The organism is Streptomyces sp. NTD107, assembly GCF_059510435.1.
Genome location: NZ_JCAJZV010000015.1, coordinates 39,514 through 52,702, shown reverse-complemented (window position 1 = coordinate 52,702; position 13,189 = coordinate 39,514). Strand labels below are relative to the sequence as shown.

The window sequence follows — 13,189 nt, the reverse complement described above, 5'->3', positions numbered from 1 at the left end:
GTGTGCGGAGGCCGGGGCCCGGCGTGAGCCCGGCCATGGTGCGCGGTGCGGTGGTGCGCGGTGCGGCGCGGTGGTGCCGTACGGTGCGGCGCGGTGCGCCCGCCGCACGGCTCGCGCGGGGTGGTCGGCCGGGCCCGGGCGGGATGGCCGAAGGTATCCCTGGCGCATATGACAAGCGCTGTACCGTGATGTCGGCGCGTGTCGTTCCCCCGGTCATCCAGATGGTCTCCCAAGGTGGTCCATGTACCCGACGCTTTCCTCGCTCGTTCAGCACACGGCGCTCAAATTGGGCGTGCTCACGGGGGAGGACCGGCTGGATACCCCGGTCCGCTGGGCACACGCCAGCGAGCTGGCCGATCCGGCGCCCTATCTCGACGGCGGCGAGCTGCTGCTGACCACCGGGTTGAAGCTGGACATCGACGACGCGGCGCAGATGACCGCGTACATCCGCCGGCTGAGCGCCGCCGGCGTGGTGGGTCTGGGCTTCGGCGTGGGCGTGCACCATCCGGCGGTCAGCCCACAGCTGCTGGCCGCCGTGCGGGAGGCGCGGATGCCGCTGCTTGAGGTGCCGCGGCGCACCCCGTTCATCGCGATCGGCAAGTTCGTCTCCGCCGCCATCGCCGCCGAGCAGTACCGGGCGGTCACCGCGGGGTTCGCCGCGCAGCGGGAGCTGACCCGGGCGGCGCTGGCGCCCGGCGGGCGGCAGGCGCTGCTGGACAAGCTGGCCGCACAGCTGGACGGCTGGGCCGCGCTGTACGACGTGGCCGGCGCCGTCACCGCCGTCGCCCCGGCGTGGGCCGCCCGGCGCGCGGCGCGGCTCACGCCGGAGGTTGTCCGGCTGCGAGACCGCCCGGCGCCGGCCAGCGTGGTGTGCTCCTGCGCGCCGGAGAGCGGCGCCGACGCCGCGGGCAGCGCGGGTGGCGCGGGTGGCGCGGGCGGTGGCGCGGCGGCGGGGGAGGACCGGGTGGAGTTGCAGTCGGTGGGCTCGGGCCGCAGTGCGCGGGCGGTGCTGGCCGTGGGCACCGCCACGCCGCCGGGTACCGCCGAGCGCTACGCGGTGCAGTCGGCCGTCGCCGTCCTGACGCTGATCACTGAGCGGTCGCAGGCGTACCAGGCCGCCGAGGCGCGGCTGGGCGGCGCGGTGCTGCGGATGCTGCTCAGCGGTGAGCCGGACCATGCGCGGGCGGTGGCCGGCGATCTGTACGGCGGGCTGCTGGACGCCCCGCTGCGGCTGCTGGCCGCCGAAGCGGGCGCCGAGCCGGAGGCGCTGACCGAGCTGGGCGCGGCCGTCGAGTCCGCCGCCGCCCGCGCGGGCGAGGCCGTCCTCGCGCTGGCCGACGGGCAGCAGCTGGTGGTGCTGGCGGCGGACGGCGGCGCCGCGGTCGCGGCGGGGGCGGCGTTCGCCCGCGCCGAGCAGCCTCCGCCGCCGGGACCGGGGCCCGCGGTGATCCTGGGGGTGTCCGCGCCCACCGGCCCCGCCACCGTGGACAGCGCCTATCAGCAGGCCCGGGCGGCGCTGGTGGTGGCCCGGCGGCGTGGCCGCCCGTTGGTGGAGCACGACGACGTGGCGGCCGGCTCCGTACTGCCGCTGCTGGCGGACGACGCGGTACTTGCCTTCGCGGAGGGGCGGCTGCGGGCGCTGCGCGCGCATGACGCGCAGGGCCGCGGCGATCTGGTCGCGTCGCTGCGGGCCTGGTTGTCCCGGCATGGCCAGTGGGACGCGGCGGCCGGCGATCTGGGGGTGCACCGGCACACGCTGCGTTACCGGATGCGGCGGGTGGAGGAGATTCTGGACCGCTCCCTGGATGATCCGGATGTCCGGATGGAGCTGTGGCTGGCACTGAAGGCCACCGGGGCCTGAGCAGCTACGCAACCCGTTGATCCTCCTCAGCCGGAGGGTCCCGGTCTCCCCGTGGAAGACCGGGACCCACCCATCAGATCCGGTCAGAATTCCATAGAACCCGATCGTTTAATTTCGGCTTCTGATCGACCTTCGATCGATCACGAGCAGTACTGTGCTTCCTTCCCGATCGAGCGGTACATGCAGTCCGCGTTCTCCAGCAGGATCAGCACAGCCTCCCGGTTACGGGCGGTCTCCCGGTCGATCACGCTGCCCGGCGGGTAGAAGCCACCACCGCTGGCGCTGCGCGGATACATTTCGAACGTGTACGAGAAGATCCCTTGAGCGGCCCACATCCAGTCATCGATGGAGCCGTCGGTGATGTAGAGATCGCTGGCCTGCTGCGCGGTGTAGCCGTTGCTGGCGGCCATCTGGCGCCCCACCGCGACGAAGGCGGCCCGGTCGTCCACCGTCAGCCCCGGTGCGGTGTCGGCGTAGGTGTAGCCGTACGGCCACAGGATCAGTTCGCCGTAGGTGTGGAAGTCGATGTGCGCGGTGATCTGCTGCTCGCCGCCGACCACCCGGCTGCGGACGAAGTCGGCGACCACCCGGGTCTCGGGGCCGGACTCGGGCGAGGCGCCCCGGTAGGTCTCGCTGCCCGCGCTGCCCGAGGAGCCGCCGCAGCAGCCCCACATGTAGTTCCAGTTGCGGTTGAGGTCGGTGCCGATAGAACTGGAGCCGGAGTTGGGCTGGCGGTTCTTGCGCCAGGAGCGGAACGCCCCGGACACGGTGTCGTAGTGCTTGCCGTCCGGATTGACGGTGGGGATCAGCCAGATCTCCCGAGTGTCCAGCAGCCGGGTGACCCGGGCGTCGCGGCCGTACTGGGAGGTCAGCTCGTTCAGCGTGTAGAGCGCCATCTCGACGGTGAGGTGTTCGCGGGCGTGCTGGTTGTGGGTGAACAGGATCTCCGGCTCGTCCTCGTCGACGGCCACATTGGCGCTGACCTTGACGGCGATGATGTCGCGGCCCTCGTGGCTGCGGCCGATGACCCGGCTGCTGACCAGGCCGGGATAGCGCGCCACGGTGTCGTTGACGACCGCCGTCATCGACTCGTACGTGTGGTAGTCGGAGGGTGCGGCGGCCTGGAAGTCGGCGCCCCCGGAGCCGGCGGGCAGCGGGGCCAGGTCGTAGCCCAGCTTCCGCAGCCGCGCCGCCTCGGCGGCGTCGGCGGTGATCAGCACCGAACTGTGCAGCACCTCGTCGATGGCTGTGCCGGTGCCGACCAGCGCGGTACGGTCCTGCGCCGTGCGCAGTCCGGCCACCTCGTACTGCCGCAGCTCCGGGGCGGCGCTGCCCGGCGTGCCGCCCGGCGGGTCGGAGGGGCCGGGTACGGCGGTGGCCTGGGCGCCGAGGGTGAGGGCGAGGGCGAGGGACAGTACGGCGGCGCCGGCGGCGCCGTACCGACGGGTCCGCCGGGTGCGGCGGGGGGTGTGCGGTGCCTGTGGTGCACGCGGTGTGCGCATCGCAGCTCCTGGGTTCTCCAGTGCGACGGGTGGGGGCCGCGCCATGGTCGCGAAAATGGCATGCTCCCGTCAATAGCGCCCTTCGATTATCACCGCGCCAAGGCGTAAGAATGGAAACAGGTACCACTACGCGCCGTACAAGTAGGCAACCGTGTCCTACGCCCTACGGTGGAGCCCGAACACCCATTTCCATCCCTTTCGGAAGGGCGGGACCCGCGATGACGACAGCGACTGCCACCCAGGCGTTCTGGCTGGCCGGGCAGCAGGCGACCGGTTCGGACACCCTGGAGGTCACCTCCCCCTGGGACGGCCGGCACCTGGCGACGGTGAGCGTGCCCACGCACGAACAGACCGAGGCCGCCGTGGCCGCCGCAGCCGCCGTGGCCGACGAATTCGCCGCCACCCCCGCGCACGTACGCGCCGCGGCCCTCGACCACGTCGGCGCCCGGCTCGCCGAACGCGCCGAGGAGATCGCGCGGCTCATCAGCGCCGAGAACGGCAAGCCCATCAAATGGGCCAGGACCGAGGTCGCCCGCTGCCGCTCCGTCTTCCGCTGGGCCGCCGACGAGGCGCGGCGCTTCAACGGCGGCACTGCCCAGCGGCTGGACGCCGACGCGGGCGGCGAGGGCCGGCTCGCGCTCACCCGCCGCATCCCGTACGGTCCCGTGCTCGGCATCGCGCCCTTCAACTTCCCGCTGAACCTGTGTGCCCACAAGGTCGCCCCCGCGATCGCCGCCGGCGCACCGATCATCCTCAAGCCCGCCCCCGCCACCCCGCTGTCCGGCCTGCTGCTCGGCGAACTCCTCGCCGAGACCCAGCTGCCCGCCGGCGCCTTCAGCGTGCTGCCGGTACCCAACGACGCCATGCCGGACCTGGTGCGCGACGAACGGCTGCCGATCATCTCCTTCACCGGCTCCGCGCCGGTGGGCTGGTCCATCCGCGACTCCGTACCGCGCAAGCGCGTCACCCTGGAACTGGGCGGCAACGGCGCGGCCATCGTCCTCGGCGACTACTCCTCCGACGCCGACCTGGACTGGGCCGCGCAGCGCATCGCCACCTTCTCCAACTACCAGGGCGGCCAGTCCTGCATCTCCGTGCAGCGCGTCATCGTCGACGCCGCACTCCACGACCGGCTGCTGCCCCGGCTGATCGCCGCCGTGCAGAACCTGGTCACCGGCGACCCCGCCGACGACGCCACCGAGGTCGGCCCGCTCGTCAGCGAGGACGCCGCACGCCGCGTGGAGACCTGGGTGAACGAGGCCAGGGACGCCGGTGCCACCGTGCTGACCGGCGGTACCCGGGACGGCGCCAGCTACGCGCCCACCGTGCTCGCCGACGCCCCCGCCGACGCCCTGGTGAGCCACGAGGAGATCTTCGGCCCCGTCATGACCATCACCACCGTCGACAGCGAGGACGCCGCGTACGCCGCCGCCAACGACTCGCGCTACGGACTCCAGGCGGGCCTGTTCACCCACGATCTGCGCGCCGCCTTCCGGGCCCACCGCGCGCTGCGGGTCGGCGGCGTGATCGTCGGCGACGTGCCCTCCTACCGCGCGGACCAGATGCCCTACGGCGGCGTCAAGGACTCCGGCGTCGGCCGCGAGGGTGTGCGCTACGCCATGGAGGACTACACGTACGAGCGGGTGATGGTACTCACCGGCATCGAGCTGTAACAGGGAGCCGGCGCTGGGTCAGGCAGTCTTCCGGGCCACGATCAGATCCCGGGTGATGGCCTGGTCCACCCGGTGCTCGAAGCCCAGATGCGGCTCCGAGTCCCGTACCTCGAAGCCGGACTCCGCCAGCAGCCCCGCCAGCTCCGCGCGGGTGGCGCCATAGGTGTTCCACGAGATGCCGATGGCGCCACCCGTACGCAGCAGCCGCGTCCACACCGGCACCGCCTCGCTCAGCAGCGGCAGCGGGGAACGCGTCAGCCCGCCGCCCTCGCCCCGGGTGCGGCTGCCGTACCGCACCCCGTACGGCAGGTCCGTCACGATCAGATCGAACGAGCCGGCCCGGAAGAACTGATCGCTCGCCACCGTGTCCGCCTGCACCACGGTCAGCTCGATCGACCGGCCCTTCTTGTACAGCTCCTTGGTCTCGCCGATCTCCACCGACAGCCGCCGCCCCAGCGTCCGCTTGTCGCGGCGCACCGGTCCGGACTCCGCGCGGTGCTTGAGCCGTCCGGCCTTCAGCCAGTGCCGCAGGAAGTTCTCGTACGCCTCGACGCTGCGCGCGTCCTGCTCCACCCCGGCGGAGTGCAGCCCGTACATGAGTGCCTGGTTGAGCGTGGTGCCGCGCCCGCACAGCGGATCGAGGACCCGCAGCCCCCCGCTCAGCAGCCGCTGCGGGGCGTCGCACGCCATCGCCGTCACATTCAGCAGCAGCTTGGTGAAGTCCTCATTGGTCTTCCCCGGGTACTTTTGGATGGTGATCAGATCGCTGGGGAACCGGTCCAGACGCTCCACCGGCATCGGCCGCAGCGACGGCGCGGCGGGCTCCCCCTCGATCAGGAACAGCGCGTACAACGAGGACAGGTTCGCCACGTGGCGCAGTTGCTCCGGGGTCAGCTCCGGCGCGCGGAACGTCACGTACGGCACCCCGCCCAGCTCCGCCGCCGCCACCTCGTCCACCACGCCGCCCAGCACCGCCTCACTGAGCACCAGCAGTTCGGCGCGGGCGAGGTCGGTGGCGCCGGCCGCGTACAGACGGTTGTGGGAGGGCAGCAGGAGAAAGCCGTACGTGTTCATCGCGCCGGAGTCTAGCCGCCGCGGCGTCAGGCGAATTCCAGCCGGTCCACCCGTACGCCGCCGCCCACGGTCAGCTCCAGGTCGGCCACCCCGGTCAGCGGGCGCGGCAGCTCCGCGCGCAGCGTGGTGTACGCGTACCGGTCGCCCGTCGAGGGCACCGTCAGCGTCAGCTCGACGCCGCCGGCCTCCGGGACCCGCAGCGTGAGCGTGCCCTCGCCCGGGGCCTCCCTGGCCACCCGCAGCGTCACCGCAGTCGTACCCGAACTCGTACCCGTGCCCGAACTCGTACCGAAGTCACAGTGCCGGAAGACCAGCTCCCCGGCGCCGCCCGGCGCGGCGGTCACCGCGTCACCCGCCGCCCGGGAGAGATCCGTGATCTCGATGCCCCGGGCGTCGTCGAAGTCGGCCGCCGCCAGACCCGCTGTACGCACCGGGCGCGGCGCCACCGGCGCGCCGTCCAGGGTCAGCCGGGCCCGCTCGCGGATGTCCCGGCTGGAGGCGCCGAAGTGCAGCTCGTAGCCGCCCGGCTCGACCGTCCACCGCCCGTGTGCGACGTCCCAGAAGCCCAGCGCCTCCGCCAGCGGCACCTCGAACGTCAGCCGCCGCGCCTCGCCCGCCGCAAGCCCGACCCGCCGGTGGGCGATCAGCGCGCGGTGCGGGCGCGGCACGCTCGGCGCGGTGGCCACTGCGTACAACTGTACCACTTCCTCGCCGGCCACCGTGCCGATGTTCCGGACGGCGACCTCGGCGGTGAGGGTGTCCCCGTCGTGCCGTACGGCGGCCTCCGCGTAGCCGAAGGTCGTGTACGACAGGCCGTGCCCGAACGGGTAGAGCGGCGTGCCGTCGTAGTAGAGGTAGGTGGCGCGCGAGCCGATCAGGTCATAGTCCAGCAGATCGGGCAACTCGGCGTCCGCCGCGTACCAGGTCTGCGGCAGCCGCCCTGCGGGGGAGACCTCGCCCAGCAGCACCCGGGCCAGCGCGGTGCCCGCCGCCTGCCCGCCGTGCGCCGTCCACAGCAGGGCCGGCAGCGCGGCGTCCGCGGCGTCGACCGCGTAGGGGTAGGACGAGGACAGCACCAGCACCGTGCGCTCATTGGCGGCGTGCGCGGCCCGCCACAGCGCCTCCTGCTGCGCGGGCAGCGCCAGCGAAGGCCGGTCCTCGGTCTCCCGGCCGTTCAGATGCGGATCGTTGCCCGCCACCACGATCACCACATCGGCGTCCGCGGCGGCCCGGGCCACCGTCTCCACGCCCCGGTACACGGTCTCCACGGTGAACACCGCGCCGTCCCCGGCGTTCTCCGCGACGCTCAGGCCGGCATCGGTCACGGCGACCAGCCGCCCGGTGCCCCGGTGCCGCAGCCGCTGCCCGTCGGCGTGCGGCTCCAGCGCGAACGCCTCCTGGATCACCCAGCCGCCGGGCTGCGCCGCCGACGCGCGCAGCAGCCCGTCCTCGGCGACCGACACATACAGGCCGTCCGCGGCGCGCAGCGTCAGCACTCCCTCGCCCCAGTCGACCAGATCCAGCACGGAGGCTTCCGCGGCGTCGGCCGCCACCGTCAGCGGCGCCAGGTCGGTGCGGCCCGCGATCAGCGCCGGGTCCAGCGCCCCCGCCGCCGCCCGGTCCCCGACCGCCACCGCCGGGTCGGTGGCCGGTACCCGTACCCAGCCCGCCGCCGTACGCAGCCGGATGCCGTCGGTGCCCTCGGCGAAGGTCACCGAGCCGACCGCGGGGTGCTCGCGCAGCGCGGCCAGCGGGCTGACCGCGCGCAGCAGGGTGCCGCTGTACCAGTCCAGCTTGACCTCGTCGGCCAGCAGCCCGACCACCGCGAGCCGCAGCCCCGGGCGCAGCGGCAACAGCCCGTCGTTCTTCAGCAGCACGATCGCCTGCTCGGCGGCCTCCAGCGCCAGCGCCCGGTGCTCGGGGGTGTCGAACGCCGCCTCCGCCACGAACGGGTCGAGCTCCGGGTCGAAGTCGCCCAGCCGGAAGCGCATGTCCAGCAGCCTGCGCACCGCGGCGTCGACGTCGTCCTGGCCGATCAGCCCGCGTTCCAGGGCGGCGGTCAGCCGGGCCACCGACGGCACGGAGTCCTCGCCGTGATCCGTGAAGCTGTCCACCCCGGCGCGCAGCGCGGCGCCCAGGCCCTCCTCGTGGCTGGGGTAGTACGCCTCGGAGTCGGCGATGTTGCTGGGCGCCCCGGCGTCCGAGCAGACCACCAGCGGCTGCTCGCTCCAGGTGCGCAAATGCTCCGCCAGCAGTGGGGAGAGGTGGTTGGGCCGCCCGTTGACCAGGTTGTAGGCGGGCATCACGCCGGCCACCGAGCCGGCCCGCACCGGGCCGCGGAAAGCGGGCAGTTCGTACTCGTGCAGCACCCGGGCGCGCAGCGACGTGGAGGCGGTGTCCCGGTCCCGCTCGTGATTGTGCGCCAGCCAGTGCTTGAGCACCGGCGCGGTGCGCCAGTACAGCGGGTGCTCGCCGCGCAGGCCGCGGGTGTACGCCACGGCGATCGCCGAGGTCAGCCGCGGGTCCTCCGCGTACCCCTCCTCACCGCGTCCCCACAGCGGGTGGCGCAGCAGGTTGACGGTGGGGGACCAGACATTGAGGCCGACTCGCGGGTCCTCCGCCCGCATGGCGCGCACTTCGCGGCCCACCGCCTCGCCGACGCGCCGCACCAGCTCCGGGTTCCACGTGGCGCCGAGCCCGACCGCCTGCGGGAAGACCGTCGCCGGGCCCATCCAGGCGACGCCGTGCAGTGCCTCCTGGCCGGTGCGGAAGGCCGGAACCCCCAGGCGTTCGACGGCGGGCGCGTACTGATGGAGCATCGCGATCCGCTCGGCCGGGGTCAGCCGGCCCAGCAGATCGGTGACCCGTTCGGCGACGCTCAGCTGGGGGTTGCGGAAGGCCGGCTGATGGGCTGTCACAGGTGGTTCCCTTTGGGACGGCGGTTTCGGTGTGGCGCCGCGGCCGATACGGTAACGCGGTAGCGGGCGGCTCGACCTCGTTCGAAGCGCTTCGATGCTGGGTTTCCGACAGGTCTCCTGTCAAGACACGGCTTGGCAACGACTCTTGAACTTCAAGAAGATACCGGCTCCTCAGCCCATCGAAATACAGTCGAACTTTCTTGGAAGCAGGGGTTGTGCCCTTGAGCTGACGGGTCTTAATGTCGGCGCCACATCGAAGCGCTTCGACCACCTCGCACCACGGTCGTGTGATGGCACAGAGCCACGAAGGGTTGACGAATGCCTAACTCAAGCTCCGCTCCAAGTCGGAGAAAATTCCTCGCTTCCACGGCGGTGGCCGCGGCGGCGACGGTGGGAGGCGTGCCGCTGCTGGCGGCGTGCGGCTCCGACGGAGGCGGTGGCGGAGGCGAGGGCCGGTCCTCCGAGGAGGAGCTGAAGAGCATACTTCCGACATATCGGCAGTCGGATACGGCGGTTGAGCCGGACATTCCGAGTGAAAATGGTTCGAGCCCCGGTTACACGACCTATATTCCGACTCAGGACCTCGGAGTTTCGGTTCCCACTCCGCGCGGTAACGGCGGTACGTACACCGCCATGACCCCACTCTGGGGCACTCCGCCCAAGAGCGGAAATGCCTACTGGACGGCGATGGACGAGGCCATCGGCGTCAAAATGAACTGGCAGACACAGGACGGACAGAGCTACGGCGAAAAGCTCGGCGCCGTTCTGGCCAGCAATGACATACCCGACCTGGTGTGTGTGCCGCAGTGGGAGCTGGGTGGCCAGATACCGCAGGCCATTTCCAGCCGCTTCGCCGACCTGGGGCCCTACCTCGGCGGCGACAAGGTCTTCGACTACCCCAACCTCGCGGCCATCCCCACCGACGCCTGGAAGGCATCCGTCTTCGGCGGCGCGCTGCGCGGCCTGCCGATGCCCGTCGCCCCCATCGGCGGCGTGGTGCCCTACTACCGCGAGGACATCTTCGAGGAGAACGGCTGGACCCCGCCCACCAGCCCCGAGGAGTTCCTGGACTTCGCCAAGGACATCACGGACGCCAAGAACCGGGTGTGGGCCTGCGAGGACATGAAGTGGTCCTCCTTCGTCATCTTCGGCGTGCTGCCCGAGAAGCCCCGGTACTGGCACGTGGTCGACGGCAAGCTCGTCAACCGCTACGAGACCGACGAGTTCCTCGAAGCGCTGGAGTGGACCCGTAAGCTCTTCGACGCCGGAGTGGTCCACCCCGACGCCGTCGCCGTCCAGGGCGACTCCAACAACCGCTTCACCGCCGGTGAGTCCCTGATGTACAACCAGGGCGACGGCAACTGGCACGGCACGCTCAGCGAGCAGCTGGCCGCCAACCCCGACTTCCGGATGAACGCCTTCGACTACTTCGGCGCCGGTGGGAACGACCCGGTGCTCTACAAGGCCAACGGTTCCGGCATCTGGACGTTCGTCAACAAGAACCTCCCCGAGGACCGCATCCGGGAGGCGCTGGAGATCGCCAACTTCTGCGCCGCGCCGTACGGCACGGCAGAGCAGCGGCTGCGGGACTTCGGCGTCGAGGACGTGCACTACACCGTCCAGGACGGGCAGCAGGTGCGCACCGAACAGGGCACCGAGGAGGCCGAGCCGGCGACGTACGTCTTCATCGCCTCCAGCGGCAACGTCGTCGCCTACCCGGACACCCCGCAGATGGTCGAGGGCCTCACCGGCTGGCAGAAGCGGATGCTGCCCTACGCCAAGGAGCCGATGTTCTTCGGCCGGCAGGTGCAGGAGCCGGACCGCCACGCCAACCTGGCCGACCGCTTCGAGGCGCTGGAGGACGACGTTGTCCGCGGAAACAAGTCGATCAGCGACATGCAGGACGCGGCTGCCGAGTGGCGGCGCAACGGCGGCGACGAACTCCGCGACTGGTACCAGGAGCTGCTGGACACCGAGGGCGGCGCCTGACGCCGCGGGCGGCGGGGGCAGCGCCCCCGCCGCGGTAACACCACCCCCGACCCAACTACCACCACTCCCAACCACATAAGCAGGCGGCCACCCGGCCGGGCGCATCATGCCCGGCCGGGCCGGTCGCGTGAAACAAGGAGAATGCCGTGTCACAGAGCACGGTCCCGCGTTCCCCCAAACCGCGGGAGGGCGGCGGAGCATCGCCGCCGCCACCGAAGCACCGAAAGCCCGGCGCACTGCGCGCCGGCGCCGGCCGCCGCGACGGCCCGCCGCAGGCCCGCGGCGGCACCGAGGCGTGGCGGCACCGGCTGCGCCGCGACTATCCGCTGATTCTGATGACGCTGCCGGTCATCGGCCTGCTGGCGGTCTTCGCGTACATCCCGATCGCCGGGAACGTGATCGCGTTCCAGTTCTTCAGCCCGTACGCCGGCGACGGCTTCTTCTCCTCCATGGCGAACAGCGCGTGGGTGGGGTACGAGCACTTCCAGACGATGATGAACGACCGCTACTTCTGGGAAGCGGTCGAGAACACGCTGGTCTTCTCCGCACTCCAACTGCTCTTCTACTTCCCCGTTCCCATCGCGCTGGCGATCCTGATCAACAGCATCCTGCACAACAAGGTGCGGGCCTGGGCCCAGGCGGTGCTGTACCTGCCGCACTTCTTCTCCTGGGTGCTGGTGATCACCGTCTTCCAGCAGATCTTCGGCGGCGCGGGCCTGATCGCCCAGCTCATGCGCGACAACGACTGGGGCAACGGCTTCGACCTGATGACCGACCCCGGCTTCTTCAAATGGCTGATCACCTTCCAGGTGATCTGGAAGGACGCCGGCTGGGGCATCATCGTCTTCCTGGCGGCGCTGTCCATGGTCAATCAGGAGCTGTACGAGTCGGCCGCGGTCGACGGCGCGAACCGCTGGCGCCGCATCTGGCACATCACCCTCCCCGCGCTGCGACCGGTGATCGCACTGCTGCTGGTCCTCCAGGTCGGCAACATGCTCACCGTGGGCATGGAGCAGTTCCTGATCCAGCGCACGGCGGTCGGGGTCAGCGCCTCCGAGGTCCTGGACACCTATGTGTGGGACCGGGGCATCGCCAACCATCAGTTCAGCTACGCTGCCGCCGTCGGCATCGTCAAGGGACTCTTCTCCCTGGCGCTGGTCCTGGCAGCCAACCGGGTCGCCCACGCGATGGGCGAGCAGGGGGTGTACAAGAAGCAATGAGTGACGCCAGTGTTCTCGTCGAGGACGACGAAGAGACCAAGGGGAAGCGCAGCAGGCCGGCATGGGAGGAGCCACCGACTCAGCTCGGTCTGGCGGCCAAGGGCGTCATCCTTGCCATCGCCCTGCTCGCCATCCTGTTCCCCCTGTGGATCGTGCTCGCCACCAGCCTGTCCGACGCAGAAACGATTTCCCGCACCGGTGGGCTGGTAATCATTCCGGACGGCATCACCTTCGATGCCTACCGCGAACTCCTCAGCGGCGGCCAGGTCGCCAACGCCATGTGGATCTCGATCTGCATCACCCTCATCGGCACGCTGTTCTCCATGACGATCTCGGTGCTCGCCGCCTACGGCCTGTCCCGGATGAACTCGCTGTGGCACCGGCCCCTGCTGATGACCCTGCTGCTGACCATGTTCTTCGGCGGCGCCGGGCTCATCCCCTCCTACCTGCTCATCCAGACCCTGGGCCTGATGAACAGCTATGCGGCGATCATCCTGCCGATGGCGGTCAATGTCTTCAACATCCTGGTGCTGCGCGCGTTCTTCATGAACATCGGCACCGAGCTGATCGACAGCGCCCGCATCGACGGAGCCGGTGAGTTCCGCATCCTGTGGCAGATCGTGCTGCCGCTGTCGCGCGCCGTCCTGGCCGTGATCGCGCTGTTCTACGCGGTCGGCTACTGGGGCAACTACTTCGCCGCCTTCATCTACATCACCGACCAGGAGAAGTTGCCGCTGCAGAACGTCTTGCAGCAGATCGTTGTCAAGGGAGAACGTCCCGTGGGGATGTCACAGGCCATCGGTACCGGCCAGATCCCGAGCATCGCGGTGCAGACCGCCGTGATGGTGCTGGCGCTGATCCCGGTGGCGGTGCTGTCCCCGTTCGTTCAGAAGCACTTCAAGAAGGGCATGCTCATCGGCGCCGTCAAGGGCTGAGCCCGAGACGAGGTGAT

The 13,189-nt window shown here is 71.0% G+C and carries 8 protein-coding genes; 5 read left to right on the top strand and 3 right to left on the bottom strand.

Annotated features, from left to right (window positions below; all coding sequences use genetic code 11):
- Positions 1 to 241 precede the first annotated feature (241 nt).
- The gene (locus AC5WRL_RS24200; RefSeq protein ID WP_496090770.1) at positions 242 to 1,861 is read left to right on the top strand and encodes a PucR family transcriptional regulator; all 1,620 of its coding nucleotides are present in this window, start codon (positions 242 to 244) and stop codon (positions 1,859 to 1,861) included.
- Between the two features lie 140 nt (positions 1,862 to 2,001).
- Here the strand turns inward: AC5WRL_RS24200 and AC5WRL_RS24195 are convergent, their stop codons facing one another.
- Complete coding sequence (locus AC5WRL_RS24195; protein WP_496090769.1) at positions 2,002 to 3,363, bottom strand: M14 family metallopeptidase; 1,362 nt, start codon at positions 3,361 to 3,363, stop codon at positions 2,002 to 2,004.
- A 218-nt stretch (positions 3,364 to 3,581) separates the two neighbouring features.
- Here AC5WRL_RS24195 and AC5WRL_RS24190 point away from each other — a divergent pair, with 218 nt between their 5' ends.
- Positions 3,582 to 5,036 carry an aldehyde dehydrogenase family protein gene (locus tag AC5WRL_RS24190; protein ID WP_496090768.1) on the top strand — a complete coding sequence of 485 codons (1,455 nt, stop codon included), beginning with the start codon at positions 3,582 to 3,584 and terminating at the stop codon, positions 5,034 to 5,036.
- A gap of 18 nt (positions 5,037 to 5,054) precedes the next feature.
- On the opposite strand, the gene AC5WRL_RS24185 is transcribed toward AC5WRL_RS24190, so the two are convergent.
- Positions 5,055 to 6,110 (bottom strand): TRM11 family SAM-dependent methyltransferase, encoded by a 1,056-nt coding sequence (locus AC5WRL_RS24185; RefSeq protein ID WP_496090767.1) that lies wholly within the window; start codon positions 6,108 to 6,110, stop codon positions 5,055 to 5,057.
- A gap of 26 nt (positions 6,111 to 6,136) precedes the next feature.
- Positions 6,137 to 9,028: a glycoside hydrolase family 3 C-terminal domain-containing protein gene (locus AC5WRL_RS24180; protein ID WP_496090766.1), complete on the bottom strand. Its 2,892-nt coding sequence runs from the start codon at positions 9,026 to 9,028 to the stop codon at positions 6,137 to 6,139.
- A 318-nt stretch (positions 9,029 to 9,346) separates the two neighbouring features.
- Here AC5WRL_RS24180 and AC5WRL_RS24175 point away from each other — a divergent pair, with 318 nt between their 5' ends.
- The 3 genes from AC5WRL_RS24175 (at position 9,347) to AC5WRL_RS24165 (ending at position 13,172) form a co-directional block, all read left to right on the top strand.
- Positions 9,347 to 11,017: an extracellular solute-binding protein gene (locus AC5WRL_RS24175; protein ID WP_496090765.1), complete on the top strand. Its 1,671-nt coding sequence runs from the start codon at positions 9,347 to 9,349 to the stop codon at positions 11,015 to 11,017.
- A 146-nt stretch (positions 11,018 to 11,163) separates the two neighbouring features.
- Positions 11,164 to 12,237 carry an ABC transporter permease gene (locus tag AC5WRL_RS24170; RefSeq protein ID WP_496090764.1) on the top strand — a complete coding sequence of 358 codons (1,074 nt, stop codon included), beginning with the start codon at positions 11,164 to 11,166 and terminating at the stop codon, positions 12,235 to 12,237.
- The gene (locus AC5WRL_RS24165) at positions 12,234 to 13,172 is read left to right on the top strand and encodes a carbohydrate ABC transporter permease (protein ID WP_496090763.1); all 939 of its coding nucleotides are present in this window, start codon (positions 12,234 to 12,236) and stop codon (positions 13,170 to 13,172) included. The genes AC5WRL_RS24170 and AC5WRL_RS24165 overlap by 4 nt, the downstream gene beginning before the upstream one ends.
- Positions 13,173 to 13,189 lie beyond the last annotated feature (17 nt).

Coding starts and splice junctions, on each gene's coding strand:
- AC5WRL_RS24185 (WP_496090767.1), bottom strand. CDS start 6,110: ATGAACACGTACGGCTTTCTCCTGCTGCCCTCCCACAACCGTCTGTAC.
- AC5WRL_RS24175 (WP_496090765.1), top strand. CDS start 9,347: ATGCCTAACTCAAGCTCCGCTCCAAGTCGGAGAAAATTCCTCGCTTCC.
- AC5WRL_RS24165 (WP_496090763.1), top strand. CDS start 12,234: ATGAGTGACGCCAGTGTTCTCGTCGAGGACGACGAAGAGACCAAGGGG.
- AC5WRL_RS24200 (WP_496090770.1), top strand. CDS start 242: ATGTACCCGACGCTTTCCTCGCTCGTTCAGCACACGGCGCTCAAATTG.
- AC5WRL_RS24190 (WP_496090768.1), top strand. CDS start 3,582: ATGACGACAGCGACTGCCACCCAGGCGTTCTGGCTGGCCGGGCAGCAG.
- AC5WRL_RS24195 (WP_496090769.1), bottom strand. CDS start 3,363: ATGCGCACACCGCGTGCACCACAGGCACCGCACACCCCCCGCCGCACC.